Here is a 14,764-nt window from a genome sequence, read left to right on the forward strand (position 1 = left end):
TTGGTTTTCAGTCGAATGTTGAAAAACGAGAACACAACATACGATTGCGGAAGAAGTCAGCAATTCACAAAATTCATTTCGTGGCCGCGATAAAACGTTACCACGCAACTTAGCTCCAGTCCGTTAGCCAGCATTGCAAATGCATCTTTCAGGTGACTTATGATCTCATTGCTTATTGTTCTATCCTTTTTAGTTCCGTTATCTCAACAGAATAGCGAATCTGGCGATGAGTTTCCTAAAGAAATGACCTTAAATGATTCCACGAATTTTATGGATATTTCGGAATTTGGTATTAGGGTTATTTATCCAAAGTGCGTCCAACCAAGAAAGCCAAGATACCATCGAGATAATCGAATTCTTAGCATTTCTATTGGTAGTTACGTCAAAGGTAGTTTTGATAATGAAATCAATATGCGTATTGAGTTTGCCACTGAAAACTCAATCAAAAAAAGATCAGATTCCTATATAGAATACATTGCGAATGGCGGAATGGATGATGATAGTTATCCACCTCAAACAGAAAAAGAGTTTCTTCACCGAAAGAAAATAATTATTAATGGCGTCGTACCTGATTATTTTGATGAATACCATATGGTAGGAAATCGAAGATACGGAAATCACTTATGGGGTGGACCGAATATAGGAACTTCGATTGATAGTTATACTTACATTGACAGTTTACAAATAAAAATAACCATGAATTCGCTTGGAGATAGTATTAGCAAGAAAGTGAATAAAATAATGGTAAATGATTTTGGATTGGAACAAGGTATTAACAGAATTGACGATGTAAGACACCAATTAATAAAAGAAATTTTATATCAAAAATATTTACAAATACTTTATAAAATTCAATTTAATAAATACTAATGCTGGCTAACCAGTCGCTCAAGTTGACGTGGTAACCGCGAACGCGAATTTTGTATTCAAAGTTGAAATATTTAAGCACAACATACGATTCAAACAGTTATCAGCAAATTAATCAAGGTCGCGTTCGCGTAAAAGCGTTACCACGCAACTTAGCTCCAGTCCGTTAGCCCGCTCTGCTGGCGGCAAAATAAAATGTTGCTCAAGTTGTGTAGTTCAATTTGAGTTCTGTTGTAAAATCAAAAAAGCAAATAAACAGTTCTTTAACATTCAAAAGTTGTTGTGCAATTCAACGTGGCTTACGCCAGCCGCCAGCAGTGTTGCGTTTCAAAAAATAGTGTTGCGGGCTAACCAGTCACTCAAACATGACGTGCAAACCGCGACGCGCTTTAAGTTTTGAGTGTTGTGTCCTCAATCCACAACTTACGATACGAACTGTTATCAGCAATTTAAAAACATTATCCAACGCGCTGGAACGTTTGCACGCAGTTTAGTTCCAGTCCGTTAGCCCGCTCTGCTGGCGGCAAAATAAAATGTTGCTCAAGTTGTGTAGTTCAATTTGAGTTCTGTTGTAAAATCAAAAAAGCAAATAAACAGTTCTTTAACATTCAAAAGTTGTTGTGCAATTCAACGTGGCTTACGCCAGCCGCCAGCAGTGTTGCGTTTCAAAAAATAGTGTTGCGGGCTAACCAGTCACTCAAACATGACGTGCAAACCGCGACGCGCTTTAAGTTTTGAGTGTTGTGTCCTCAATCCACAACTTACGATACGAACTGTTATCAGCAATTTAAAAACATTATCCAACGCGCTGGAACGTTTGCACGCAGTTTAGTTCCAGTCCGTTAGGCAACAAGGGAACACCATCGTGCTAAAACGAAATACTGCAATCAAAATTATAACTGTAATAATGGTTGCTCAATTTGTAGTGAGCTTATCACCAACGATTCCCTATTCAAAATTTGTGGGTTCTGGACATATCCAACGACTCGGCAATTTACCAAAACAAAACTTTCAAGTAATATTGGTCGGCAAATTTTCCGTCAACAATAGAGATTCTATTATTGAATTTACTGGTACTAAATTATATTCATGGGGTAACATTAGTCAAAGTATTACTGATACGACTGGTAAATTTGCTCTAAACTTAAGAACCTCTTGGAAAGTAGATTCTTTAGCGTATCGTGTGTTTGCAGTCGACAAACCAACAATTACTTCAGCTTTTTTTGGTTTACCTGCTCCAAGTGAAACTATTTACAGAAATTCATCAAATACATCGACTGGGTGTAATAGTTGTGTTACCGAAAATGATACGCATGCTGTTATTGAAGGTGTTCATTATAATTTACCAGAACAAATTGTTGTTATTCCATATTAATGTCCTTGTTGCCTAACCAGTCGCTCAAGTTGACGTGGTAACCGCGAACGCGAATTTTGTATTCAAAGTTGAAATATTTAAGTACAACATACGATTCAAACAGTTATCAGCAAATTAATCAAGGTCGCGTTCGCGTAAAAACGTTACCACGCAACTTAGCTCCAGTCCGTTAGGCAACACGAAGCAATAGTGGTGTAATTCAAAAAGAGCATAAAACGAAATTACACCAACAACATCCAGAAATCGTTCAATTGCCAACAATCTTTGTTGTCGAAGAAAAAGTTGTTCAAAACGAGCAGTCACATAAAGAAAAAAGTTCAGTTATAATTGTTGGCAATTGTTCAACAAACTCGCGTGTTGCCTAACGAGTCGCTCAAGTTGACGTGGTAACCGCGGCTTGGGTTTTTCAGTCGAAAGTTGAAAAACGAGAACACAACTTACGATTGCGGAAGTAATCAGCAATTCACAAAATTCATTTCGTGGCCGCGATAAAACGTTACCACGCAACTTAGCTCCAGTCCGTTAGCCCGCTCTGCTGGCGGCAAAATAAAATGTTGCTCAAGTTGTGTAGTTCAATTTGAGTTTTGTTGTAAAATCAAAAAAACAAATAAACAGTTCTTTAACATTCAAAAGTTGTTGTTCAATTAAACGTGGCTTACGCCAGCCGCCAGCAGTGTAGCGTTTCAAACAAATAGTTTTAGCAGGCTAACCAGTCACTCAAACATGACGTGCAAACCGCGACGCGCTCTGAGTTTTAAGTGTTGTGTTCTCAAATCACAACTTACGACAGCGATAGTTATCAGCAATTTAAAATTACAACCCGGCGCGCTGGAACGTTTGCACGCAGTTTAGTTCCAGTCCGTTAGGTAGCAGTTTAATCAGTTGTATTTGTTCTTTGAGTTTTACTTTTCAATTTTAGGTTTTAGCAAGTTCTCAAAATTAGCGAACAAGTTTTGCGGGCGCGGCGTTCAGTTGCAAAACAACTCAACGCCACGAAAAAGCAAGGAAGAAGCATCGCAACAATGCCGAATTAGCTTCAAAACAGTTCAAGTTAAAAGTCATCACTAAGAAAAAACCAGATTTTAGTTTTCAAGTTTGTTCCAATTCAGAATCTTTACTTGCTCAGCAGTTGAAAAACCTAAAATCATCGGCATAGTTGCTCAGATGCAAAATTCATTTGTAAAAACAAAAGAAACAATCACTAAAACTCATTGTGCTACCTAACCAGTCGCTCAAGTTGACGTGTAAACCGCCTACGCGCCTAAATTTTGTGTGTTGGATCGACTAATGAATATACAGCTTAGTTCCAGAATGGACAATTCGAGGGTGTACACAAACACGTCATTGAATCGTTACTAAAAAATGTCTAAAGTAACTCAACAAAATTTATCTAAAATCTTTATTCAACGCGCTGGAACGTTTACACGCAACTTAGCTCCAGTCCGTTAGCCCGCTCTGCTGGCGGCAAAATAAAGTGTTGCTCAAGGTGTGTAGTTCAATTTGAGATTTGTTGTAAAATCAAAAAAAACAAATAAACAGATCTTTAACATTCAAAAGTTGTTGTGCAATTCAACGTGGCTTATGCCAGCCGCCAGCAGTGTATCGTTTCAAAAAATAGTTTTAGCGGGCTAACCAGTTACTCAAACATGACGTGCAAACCGCGACGCGCTTTGAGTTTTAAGTGTTGGGTTCTCAAATGACAACTTATGACAGCGATAGTTATCAGCAAATTAAAAACACAATCCGGCGCGCTGGAACGTTTGCACGCAGTTTAGTTCCAGTCCGTTAGCCCGCTCTGCTGGCGGCAAAAATAAAATGTTGCTCAAGTTTTGTAGTTCAATTTGAGATTTGTTGTAAAATCAAAAAAAACAAATAAACAGTTCATTAACATTCAAAAGTTGTTGTGCAATTCAACATGGCTTACGCCAGCCGCCAGCAGTGTAGCGTTTCAAAAAAATAGTTTTAGCGGGCTAACCAGTCACTCAAACATGACGTGCAAACCTCGACGCGCTTTGAGTTTTAAGTGTTGAGTTCTCAAATTACAACTTATGACAACGATAGTTATCAGCAATTTAAAAACACAATCCAGCGCGCTGGAACGTTTGCACGCAGTTTAGTTCCAGTCCGTTAGAACACACGAACAAGTATAGATGATATTGTAAAAATACCTTGGGATTAAATTAAATGATCGAGGTTTCTCGAGGCGTGAATTACCCGATGGATTTGAATGACTTTATCGTGTATTACATAGAAAACAAGGTAAGAGTCGAGAATCAATACTCGGTATCCATATTCTCTCAGTTTGGGATGTCGTGGGACCCTACCTAGGTGAGATGCTTGAGATAGTGCACCGATTCGTTTATCAATTTTATCAATAAACGCCAATGCTCGAGCAGGACTATCTTTGGCAATCCAATCGAAGATATTGTTAAGATCTTCTTGAGCAATAGGAAGATAGCGTATAACAAACTGTTTAGACATGGGCTCGACGTCGCAATGAAGCAATCATTTGGGAATGAGTAATTCCCTTTTTACCGGCGGCAGACTGAGATTGTGCAACGCCCAACTGTTCGAAAAGCTCGGATTGTGCTTTCAGTCTTTCGTAGTGATCGATAGTCATGATGACCATGTCACCCTCGCCATTCTTGGTAAGGTAAATGGGTTCGTCCTTTTCACGGGCAAGGGTGGATATTTCACGAGTGCGGTTTCGCATACTCGATATTGATTTAATAATTGGCATGGTGTTATTCCGGTTAATTGTTAATACAAATTAGTACTAAATAGTGATAAAATCAAGTACGTCAACCGCGTGTGTTCTAACCAGTCACTCAAGCCGACGTGGTAACCGCGACGCGCTTAAACTGGAATTGTTGGGAAATCTAAAGACAACACACGATACGAGATATCAGTTTTAATTTAAAAACACAATCATCGCGCTGGAACGTTACCACGCGGCTTAGTTCCAGTCCGTTAGGTTGCAGGAAGAAAGTAATTCGATATTAATGAAAAGATGATTTTAATTAACATTCAACTCAAATTGATTTTGTGAAACCTAAAATTCTATTTGTTTGTGGTCGTAACAAGTGGCGAAGTCCCACAGCTGAAAAACTTTATCGAAATGATTCACGCATTAGTGTTAGATCAGCTGGTATGAGTAGTAAAAGTAATCATAAGATATCTGATAATGATATTTTGTGGGCTGATCTAATTCTTGTTATGGAAGGAAATTATAAATCTTGGATTCTGGGAAAACATAATCATTTACAATTACCACCTATTGAAAATTTAGATATTCCTGACGAATACGAATATATGGACTCCGAATTGATCGAATTGATTAAAATAGGAGTAGAATATCATATTCAACACAGTGTCAATATATAAGTTTGCCTGCAACCTAACCAGTCGCTCAAGTTGACGTGGTAACCGCGGCGGCGGTTTTACAATCGAAAGTTGAAAAATGAAAATACAACTTAGGATTCAGGAAGTTATCAGTAATTCACAGCAGTATTTTCGTGGCCGCGATAAAACGTTACCACGCAACTTAGCTCCAGTCCGTTAGGGGGCAAGGAAGGAAGTTATGACCATTTACAAAATGTTAATTGTAATTTTATTTTCACTACTAATAATTTTATCCTCTTGCAAAAAGGATTCAAGCTCGCCAATTGATCAGAATATTGATAATACAAGTGGTTCAGTAAAAGCAATTGTGCTGTTGAATCCAATAAGCATAACAATATGGCCGGTTACCCTTAAATTGATTAAATATCGCGATACTACATTTGATACAGTTCAGGTGTTATCTACGAAACCAAACGGTGAATGTAATTTTTTAAATGTCTCAGCAGGTAAATATAAAATCGTTGCTTTGCCAAATCAATACTTTGGTGAAACAAGCTATAGTGAAGATTTTAGCATTTCATCCAAAAACCCTATTGATACATTTTATATTATTCACAAGCCATTTCATTTTTTGTTTCCAGACACAATTGAAGTATTTAAGAATTACAATTTATTAATTGACACTACCGTACACTTCGCAATATGGAATTATGGGACAAGAGATACTTTAATATGCAATTTTGATTCATCATTAGTTCCTAACTGGTGCAGTGTCAAAATTAAAACAAACATATTTCCACCACAGCAATATCCAACAACGATCAATACTATTATTACCTACAAATCTGAAGCGTATAAAAATAATTTATTGCCGAAGATAATTAAAGTTCCATTTAAGACTCAATATGAACAAGATACGTTGTATGTTAATATTCTGCCAATGTAAAATCTCTTGCGCCCTAACCAGTCGCTCAAGTTGACGTGGTAACCGCGAACGCGATTTTTGTATTCAAAGTTGAAATATCTAAGCACAACATACGATTCAAAAAGTTATCAGCAAATTAATGAAGGTCGCGTTCGCGTAATAACGTCCGCCAAAAAGACGGCGGACAAGTTACCACGCAACTTAGCTCCAGTCCGTTAGGCGGCTTTATATGATGACATCAGATTATATTTCTTTATTTGCGCTGGTTGTAGCAATAATATCACTATTGTGGCAATTTTATGATCATAGGCAAGGTTTGCAGGAAGTTATAACATTTAATCATAAAAGTTCAATGGCAACCAATTCCACAAAAATTCAATTTAATTTGGTGAAAATTGAAATTACTAATAAAAGTAGAAAAGAAATATGGATTAAGAATGTTGAACACAGGGTATACTTCAAATCAGGATTCTTTAGCGTTATATTTTTTAGTGAGGATTATAAATTCAAATTATCACCTGATGAATTTATGACTCACAGCGTTGCGATTTGGAATAAAGAAATCGAAGGTATATTAAACTATACTGGAATAGTTAAAACAAGTTTTATTGTCACTACCAGCAGCAATAAGTTTGAATATCCTGGTTTAAAAACATATCCACTTTTTAATACTGAAATCGATTTAGAAAACACACTAAAAGCAGCACGTATTTTTAGAGATATATACAAATCTTTGGATGATAAATATATAGTTATGCCAAATGGTTATAGCGTTGACTTCAAGACCTAATTATGCCGCCTAACCAGTCGCTCAACCTGACGTGGTAACCGCGGCCGCAATTTTTGTATTCAAAGTTGAAAATTCTAAACACAACATACGATACTTTTAGTAGTCAGCGAGTTAATCGACATTGCGTCCGCGTAAAAACGTTACCACGCAGGTTAGCTCCAGTCCGTTAGGCGTTTCAAAATAGTAGAATACGAAAAATGAAACCAATAATAATTATAACTCTACTACTTATTCAATATACTTATACGCAGAATACGCCTGCCGATTCTATTAAAAATGAACAACCGATCTATTTTGTCGATAAAGAATTGCCCAATTTACAGTTGAAGCCATTATCCGGCAAACCGTTCAAATTAAATTCATTAAAAGGTCAAATTGTTGTTTTGAATTGGTGGTTTACTTCATGTTTACCTTGTAAGGAGGAAATACCTGAGTTGAACGAAATTGTTTCTAAATACAAAAGAAAAGGTATTCGTTTTATTGCTATTGCAAGGAACACTGAGTCAGATTTGAAAAAGTATTTGACTGGAAATGTATTTAAGTATGAACACACATTGACCACAGATAGTATTCATAAAATACTTGACGACCGTTTTCCAAGAAATATTATAATTAATAAAAATGGTGTTGTTGTCTTTGATAGAATTGGATATTCAGCCATGAATGCTGAATATATAACCAACACCATTAATAGCTTACTTAAGCAATGAATCCGTGAAACGCCTAACCAGTCGCTCAAGTTGACGTGGTAACCGCGAACGCGAATTTTGTATTCAAAGTTGAAATATTTAAGCACAACATACGATTCAAACAATTATCAGCAAATTAATCAAGGTCGCGTTCGCGTAAAAACGTTACCACGCAACTTAGCTCCAGTCCGTTAGGCAACACGAAGCAAAAGTGGTGTAATTCCCAAAAAGCATAAAACAAAAATACACCACCAACATTCAGACGTCTTTCAATTGCCAACAATTGGGGTTGAAGTCAGAAAAAGTTGTTCAAAATAAGCAGTCGCTTAAAGAAGAAAGTTCAGTTATAATTGTTGGCAATTGTTCAACAAGCTCGCGTGTTGCCTAACGAGTCGCTCAAGTTGACGTGGTAACCGCGGCGTTGGTTTTTAAGTCGAATGTTGAAAAACGAGAACACAACATACGATTGCGGAAGAAATCAGCAATTCACAAAATGTATTTCGTGGCCGCGATAAAACGTTACCACGCAACTTAGCTCCAGTCCGTTAGCCCGCAGAAAATGGCATGGAATTATCAGACAAAGAAATATTTTTAGTTGCCGTAATAAAGGAATTTGACTTCCTACGAACCTATGGGTACGATAATCAAGTATCTATTTATGATCGTGAACCTTGCATTATATTTTCTAACATAAAAATTAATCGAAAATTGATCTGTACGTATTTAGACAGATTTGATCTGGAAATTACTACTGAAATAAGAAAATTATTAACGACAGTATCTGATAGCTTAACTTTAACTGAGATTGTTGCGATGCAAGGTTTCAAATTAATGCCATTTGTTCCTGTTGATGCTCAAGTGAAATGGATATCAACAATTATTCAGGATAATTATTTGGAAATAATAGAAGGGAAGAAGTGGAAAGAGGGGCTTTCTAAAAGTCTTTCTGCGGGCTAACCAGTCGCTCAAGTTGACGTGGTAACCGCGAACGCGATTTTTGTATTCGAAGTTGAAATATTTAAGCACAACATACGATTCAAACAGTTATCGGCAAATTAATCAAGGTCGCGTTCGCGTAAAAACGTCCGCCAAAAAGACGGCGGACAAGTTACCACGCAACTTAGCTCCAGTCCGTTAGGCGGGTTGAAAGAATTGTAAACATGAACTCAGAGTATTCAAAGTATTGTTCGGATTTAGCTACGAAAGTAGAAGAATACGCAAGTGCATTTGAGGGAATCCAATTCCACGAAAAAGACCAGGCTGTTGAAGTATTTGCTATGCAATCGCTTTCAATGGCTTCTTCTAGTTTACAGGCGGCGTCAATATTATTGGATAATAATTTTGTTCCCGAAGCAATTCTTATTACACGTCCAATTCAAGAATTGCTTTTCAATCTTCGATGGATTCTTGGTGCACAAAATGATGCTGAGAAACTCGAGAGAGTTTATCGATTGGAAGGTGATCCTTACTCAGCTTGGCAAAAAGAAACAAAACTGATTCGTGAAGATGGTGAGCGACGCAATGATTCTAATGCAATTGAAACTGCAAAGAGATTTAATGAACCTTTGGACCATTTTGCTGAAAAATATTCATATTTAGTGGAAGCTGTTGAGACTGGCACTTACAAATTCAAGTCTGCTCCAGCATTTGCGAGTCGAATGGATCCTGCCTTAAGGTTGAAGTACTATCATCTTTATAGATATACCTCAGTGTTTGCACATCCGACGCCATTTACCAAAGCTCACTATTTAAAGACCAGCAATGGTTCGCAAACAAAATTTACCCCAGAAGATGAATCGATAAAACAATCATTGGCTTATTCGTTTCTTTTTACAGATTTATTGGTAGGTTCAGCAGAAGAAATATTGAAATCATTTGCTCCAGAATCAGATGGAAATCGATTAAAAATATATTCCGATATTGGCGCAATAGTTAAACTATCAAATAAAAATTATTTCTCATCTATTTGAAAGAAATGCAACCCGCCTAACCAGTCGCTCAAGCAGACGTTGCAACCGCCGACGCGCAAAAGTTTTGAGTGTTGAGATTTCTAAATACAACTTACGTTACGAAATAGCATTTTAAAATTAAAAAACAATTTCCACACTCTGGAACGTTGCAACGCAGCTTAGCTCCAGTCCGTTAGTTAGCTTGAAACTATATGCGCACAGAAACAAGAACACTTGAATGGTTTCTAACCGATCCTCGGTGTCGAAAGTGGATAGTTCAATGTTCCACTTGTAGACACTACGGAAGGAAACCAGAGTACGATCGATACATAGCGAAATACCGCTTTGAAGAAATGTTTCCTGTCATGTTACTTGACGAAAATGGTCGATGTGAACAATGCAGCAAATTTTTTGAGAACAAAGATTCACAACAGGCAACTTAAATATTTAATCTAAAAACTATCGCAAGCTGGCTAACCAGTCGCTCAAGCGGACGTTGCAACCGCGGCTGCAATTTTTGTCTTCAAAGTTGAAAAATTACAACATAACATACGGCAGTTCAAGAAATCAGCAATTCACAAAATCGTTTTCGAGGCCGCGATAAAACGTTGCAACGCAGCTTAGCTCCAGTCCGTTAGGCGGCTGTCGCCAACGGCGAAAAGTAAATTGGTAAGTCAGTGTTTGTGCGTCAATTGAAGATTTTGCGGAGTCAAACAAGTTTATCAAGAAAAATGGTACACGGTTCAAGTTTTTACGAGTTTAAAATTGGCTACGCACGCCGTTGGCTCAAAAACTCAATCGTATGTAGTTTGCGAACGCACAGCTTAAAAAAAAGTTTTCAAAACTCGGCAAACTACAAATATAATATCAGCCGCCTAACCAGTCGCTCAAGCGGACGTTGCAACCGCGGCAGCGTTTTTTGTATTTGATGTTGAAAAATCAAGATACAACATACGACAGCACAAGTTATCAGCAATTCACAAAATTCATTGCGAGGCCGCGATAAAACGTTGCAACGCAGCTTAGCTCCAGTCCGTTAGGTGGCATTTTATTGTGCTACTTTTCGGTCCAATTAGTTCAATTCAAATGTGAGATATGGACAAAAAGGATTCATTTCTTGAAAACATATAATGAAAATAAAACACTATTAGCATTAACTCTTCTTGCAATGCTTTTTGCAGGACTGATGTATTATTATGGATTGCAAAAAAAAGATTATCGTGAAACAGACAGAAATATAAGTGCCATAAGTTTAAAATTAGAGAAAATATATTCCAATTTACCAGCCAATAGACGCTATTATTCTCTCAATTACTGTAACGGTAAAATATATATTATTGGTATTGATATTAATCCAAGTGGAGCCAATCAATCTATTGATGAACTAGATTCCACCGGTGTTTATCTAAAATCTTTTGCAAATAATGGTAATGCCAAACGTCAATTTGAAGTGGATGCATATGGTATTTATAATTCCGAAGATAATTACGGAGATCGCACATCATTTATCTTTGAACGAAATTATAGTGATTCAATTTTGTATTCGTACCAATCGGATAAACAAATATTAGAGAATCTACGGATAGGAAAACACGAGTATATCTTAAAAATAGGTGGACCCAATAGAATGATATATTCATTTATTGATGACTATAATATAGTAAACATCAAAACCGGAGTAGTTAAAAATATAGAAGTGAAGCTCAAAGATTCTGCCTCTTATTATCAACGATATGGTTTTTTTGTTAAAGGAAATAATGGGATTAATTACAAGATAGCTCGTGAAGCAGGAATGTTTTTTGCATTCAATGATTCGGGAAGAATTCTCTATCAAGCCGAAACGGTTGATAAATCACCACCTTTAGAATTTGTGAAAACTCCGGATGGTGGAATTCGTCGTGCTCCTAATAGCTATGGATTAGCAAATATGAGCGGAATTGTGCTTAGAAATTATTTACTGATTCTTGAGGTCAATAGGGCTAATGGAAATGCGGATCCAATAATAGATGTTTATGACCAGGTAACGGGAAAATACAAGTCAAGTTGGATTGTTCCTAAAGCAAAGGATGAAAAAGTGTATGAGATACAATCGATAAACGATCATCAGTTAATATTGTTGTATGAAACAACGATAGGTTATCTAACGATACCAGAGTCGCTATTATGAATGCAAAACACGTATCCTATTTTCTGTTTATGATTATAGCTTCAATCTTGCTTTACGAAGGAATCATTAAAGTATTAGATAATGATTCATACGCAATGGAAATCTTCTTTATGCCATTTATACCAAATTCATTCATCTCATTAATCAAATACATTATTCCCTCAATAGAAATTCTACTTGCATTACTATTGTTTGTTCCGGCAATAAGAATAAATATAAACTACGGAATATATTTGTTTACGTTTGTCACAATGATTTACGGAATATTAACTGTTACAGTATTCAAGAATTACTCATATCTCTGCACACCGGAAGGTGGTTGTACACTCCAATATTCATTTTATGCAAAACATTTAACATTGTACGCGGTGTGCTGTGGTTTATCAGTACTAAATGTTTTTGTCAATAAGACTGATAACAAATTAAATGTAAATGCCACCTAACCAGTCGTTCAAGCTGACGTTGCAACTGCGGCTTCAAAAATATCTCAAGTGTCGTGAAATCTAAACTCAACATACGATTCGTCAAGTTATCGGCAAATTAATAATCAATGCGCGTGGCCGCAGTAAAACGTTGCAACGCAGCTTAACTCCAGTCCGTTAGGTGGCGTGCTATAAAAGAAACGTAACATTTGAGTTTAGATTAAATGCGAAAGTGTTTTCAAACAAGAAAGAATCACGGAATTAAGTAATCGGCACCGTAATCAATCAAAACTGTTTTCTTGGGAGAGTTCAACTGTTTTTCAAAAGTAGTTATATCCAAAAACAGTTTCTGTTATTTCAAAAGTGTTTTTATTAAAGTTGTGTGGTTTCTAAAAACAGTTTGCGATTAATCAGCAAAACTAAGTTTGCAAATGTTGCGGTTTTCAATCGGCAATCAAAATAGCCACCTAACCAGTCACTCAAGCTGACGTTGTGACCGCGGCTTGGGTTTTAATCGAAAGTTGAAAAACGAGAACATAACATAGGACAGCGGAAGAGCGAACGAAAACACAAAAAGTGTTTTCGAGGCCGCGACACAACGTCACAACGCAGCTTAGTTCCAGTCCGTTAGCCCGCTATCTAAATGCCAAACAAAGAAAAAATAGTAATCGACAGAATCAAATCTAATGTTCGCAAAAAAGGATTTGCGACTACAAAAGATTTGCAAAATGTGGAAAGATTATTGATACAAAATTCTCAAGATCCTTCATTGTGGTGTTTTCGTGGTGATTTGATTCAACTTTCTAATGGTACTGCTTCTTGGAAACTCGCTGATGCATTGAATAGTTATCGTCGTGCAATTAGTTTAGACAATACCTTCCAAGAAGCATATGTTTCCGCAGCGTATTACCATTATGCTGTTCAAAACAGTCCAAATCGTGCTATGAAGTATTTGAAAAGTGCATTGAAAATTAAGTCAACAAAAGTATTGCTAAAACTTGAACAGGAAATTCAAAAAGAGATTCGTCTTAAACAATAACAAGCGGGCTAACCAGTCGCTCAAGCCGACGTTGTAACCGCGCTCGCGCTTAATTTGCGAGTGCTGAGTTCTCAAATGACAACTTACGATACAAACAGTTATCAGCAAATTAAAAAACAATCGCGGCGCGCTGGAACGTTACAACGCGGCTTAGCTCCAGTCCGTTAGCCAGCCAAAAAGGGCATAGTATGAATCCTAAATCAACTCGGCTTATTTTATTCTTTGGAATATTTATTACCATTTACATCCACCAATCGATTGCATGTTCTTGTATTGCACCACCTCCGCCGAATATTGCATTTCAAAATGCAACTGCTGTGTTTATGGGAGTTGTTGATACAATAAAAAATGAAACACAATACGGTTTCCCATTGCTAAAGGTAATATTTACAATCGATAAATCGTGGAAAGGTACAAATAGTAAATCGGTATTTGTATTTACAGCATCATCAGAGGCAGCTTGTGGATATGGATTTACTAAAGGTGGTAAATATTTGGTTTATTGCTATGGTACCATTGATACATTGCGAACTGGTCTTTGTAATCGAACGAAAAGAGATTTTGAAGCATCCGAGGATTTAGCATACTTAATGACCCTTGGTGTAAAAGAAATATCAGATGGTTCAACCATTCCCAAAGAGTTATTACTTTTACAAAATTATCCAAACCCCGCAAATCCAAGCACAGTGTTTAGATTTAATCTTCCCAAATCATCAATTGCAACGTTACACTTGTTTAATTTGCTTGGTCAAAATGTCACTGAAATATATTCTGGTTATGTTCACGAAGGAAGCAATGAGATTAACTGGAATGGATCTCAAATACCATCCGGCATTTATTTTGCACGGTTACAAACACAATATGGTGTTAAAACAATCAAAACACTGTTAGTAAAATAGTTATTATTGGCTGGCTAACCAGTCGCTCAACCTGACGTGGTAACCGCGACGCGCTTTGAGTTTTAAGTGTTGTGTTCTCAAATGACAACATACGATAGAAATAGTTATCAGCAATTTAAAAACATTTCCCGTTAGCGCGTCCCGCCAAAAAACGGCGGGATGCAAAAATCGCACTGGAACGTTACCACGCAGGTTAGCTCCAGTCCGTTAGGCCGCAGTCGTTGCAGGCCGCATCAAAAGGAAAAGCAAAATTAGCAGTTCATCGTAAGTCTTCATTAGCTGATTACGATTTAACAGAAA

General features: G+C 36.9%; 12 protein-coding genes. 11 read left to right on the forward strand and 1 reads right to left on the reverse strand.

Annotated elements, in window-relative coordinates:
• The first annotated feature begins 159 nt into the window (after positions 1–159).
• Both WDA22_17515 and WDA22_17520 read left to right on the forward strand, forming a co-directional pair.
• Complete coding sequence (locus WDA22_17515; protein MFA5835282.1) at positions 160–870, forward strand: hypothetical protein; 711 nt, start codon at positions 160–162, stop codon at positions 868–870.
• An 862-nt stretch (positions 871–1,732) separates the two neighbouring features.
• Positions 1,733–2,242, forward strand: coding sequence for a hypothetical protein (locus WDA22_17520; protein ID MFA5835283.1), 510 nt, complete (start codon positions 1,733–1,735; stop codon positions 2,240–2,242).
• Between the two features lie 2,473 nt (positions 2,243–4,715).
• On the opposite strand, the gene WDA22_17525 is transcribed toward WDA22_17520, so the two are convergent.
• Positions 4,716–4,982 carry a type II toxin-antitoxin system Phd/YefM family antitoxin gene (locus WDA22_17525; GenBank protein ID MFA5835284.1) on the reverse strand — a complete coding sequence of 89 codons (267 nt, stop codon included), beginning with the start codon at positions 4,980–4,982 and terminating at the stop codon, positions 4,716–4,718.
• Between the two features lie 305 nt (positions 4,983–5,287).
• Here WDA22_17525 and WDA22_17530 point away from each other — a divergent pair, with 305 nt between their 5' ends.
• The 9 genes from WDA22_17530 (at position 5,288) to WDA22_17570 (ending at position 14,464) form a co-directional block, all read left to right on the forward strand.
• Complete coding sequence (locus WDA22_17530) at positions 5,288–5,626, forward strand: protein-tyrosine-phosphatase (protein ID MFA5835285.1); 339 nt, start codon at positions 5,288–5,290, stop codon at positions 5,624–5,626.
• Between the two features lie 196 nt (positions 5,627–5,822).
• On the forward strand, positions 5,823–6,530 hold the full coding sequence (locus tag WDA22_17535; protein MFA5835286.1) for a hypothetical protein: 708 nt from the start codon (positions 5,823–5,825) through the stop codon (positions 6,528–6,530).
• 208 nt (positions 6,531–6,738) lie between these two features.
• Entirely contained in the window at positions 6,739–7,299 is a 561-nt protein-coding gene (locus WDA22_17540; GenBank protein ID MFA5835287.1) for a hypothetical protein, read from the forward strand.
• Positions 7,300–7,496: 197 nt separating this feature from the next.
• Positions 7,497–8,009 carry a TlpA disulfide reductase family protein gene (locus WDA22_17545; GenBank protein MFA5835288.1) on the forward strand — a complete coding sequence of 171 codons (513 nt, stop codon included), beginning with the start codon at positions 7,497–7,499 and terminating at the stop codon, positions 8,007–8,009.
• A gap of 543 nt (positions 8,010–8,552) precedes the next feature.
• A complete protein-coding gene (locus tag WDA22_17550) occupies positions 8,553–8,945 on the forward strand; it encodes a hypothetical protein (protein MFA5835289.1) in 393 nt (130 codons plus the stop codon).
• 203 nt (positions 8,946–9,148) lie between these two features.
• The gene (locus WDA22_17555) at positions 9,149–9,958 is read left to right on the forward strand and encodes a DUF5677 domain-containing protein (GenBank protein ID MFA5835290.1); all 810 of its coding nucleotides are present in this window, start codon (positions 9,149–9,151) and stop codon (positions 9,956–9,958) included.
• A 1,096-nt stretch (positions 9,959–11,054) separates the two neighbouring features.
• On the forward strand, positions 11,055–12,104 hold the full coding sequence (locus WDA22_17560) for a hypothetical protein (GenBank protein MFA5835291.1): 1,050 nt from the start codon (positions 11,055–11,057) through the stop codon (positions 12,102–12,104).
• 1,065 nt (positions 12,105–13,169) lie between these two features.
• Entirely contained in the window at positions 13,170–13,565 is a 396-nt protein-coding gene (locus WDA22_17565; GenBank protein ID MFA5835292.1) for a hypothetical protein, read from the forward strand.
• Positions 13,566–13,753: 188 nt separating this feature from the next.
• Positions 13,754–14,464, forward strand: a complete 711-nt coding sequence (locus WDA22_17570) for a T9SS type A sorting domain-containing protein (protein ID MFA5835293.1) — start codon at positions 13,754–13,756, stop codon at positions 14,462–14,464.
• Positions 14,465–14,764 lie beyond the last annotated feature (300 nt).

Source organism: Bacteroidota bacterium, assembly GCA_041658205.1.
Taxonomy (GTDB): domain Bacteria; phylum Bacteroidota; class Ignavibacteria; order UBA10030; family UBA8401; genus UBA8401.

What these genes read in the sequence shown, in the direction of transcription:
- WDA22_17515 (MFA5835282.1), top strand. Translation starts at nt 160, where the DNA reads ATGATCTCATTGCTTATTGTTCTATCCTTTTTAGTTCCGTTATCTCAA.
- WDA22_17525 (MFA5835284.1), bottom strand. Translation starts at nt 4,982, where the DNA reads ATGCCAATTATTAAATCAATATCGAGTATGCGAAACCGCACTCGTGAA.
- WDA22_17535 (MFA5835286.1), top strand. Translation starts at nt 5,823, where the DNA reads ATGACCATTTACAAAATGTTAATTGTAATTTTATTTTCACTACTAATA.
- WDA22_17540 (MFA5835287.1), top strand. Translation starts at nt 6,739, where the DNA reads ATGATGACATCAGATTATATTTCTTTATTTGCGCTGGTTGTAGCAATA.
- WDA22_17545 (MFA5835288.1), top strand. Translation starts at nt 7,497, where the DNA reads ATGAAACCAATAATAATTATAACTCTACTACTTATTCAATATACTTAT.
- WDA22_17550 (MFA5835289.1), top strand. Translation starts at nt 8,553, where the DNA reads ATGGAATTATCAGACAAAGAAATATTTTTAGTTGCCGTAATAAAGGAA.
- WDA22_17555 (MFA5835290.1), top strand. Translation starts at nt 9,149, where the DNA reads ATGAACTCAGAGTATTCAAAGTATTGTTCGGATTTAGCTACGAAAGTA.
- WDA22_17565 (MFA5835292.1), top strand. Translation starts at nt 13,170, where the DNA reads ATGCCAAACAAAGAAAAAATAGTAATCGACAGAATCAAATCTAATGTT.
- WDA22_17570 (MFA5835293.1), top strand. Translation starts at nt 13,754, where the DNA reads ATGAATCCTAAATCAACTCGGCTTATTTTATTCTTTGGAATATTTATT.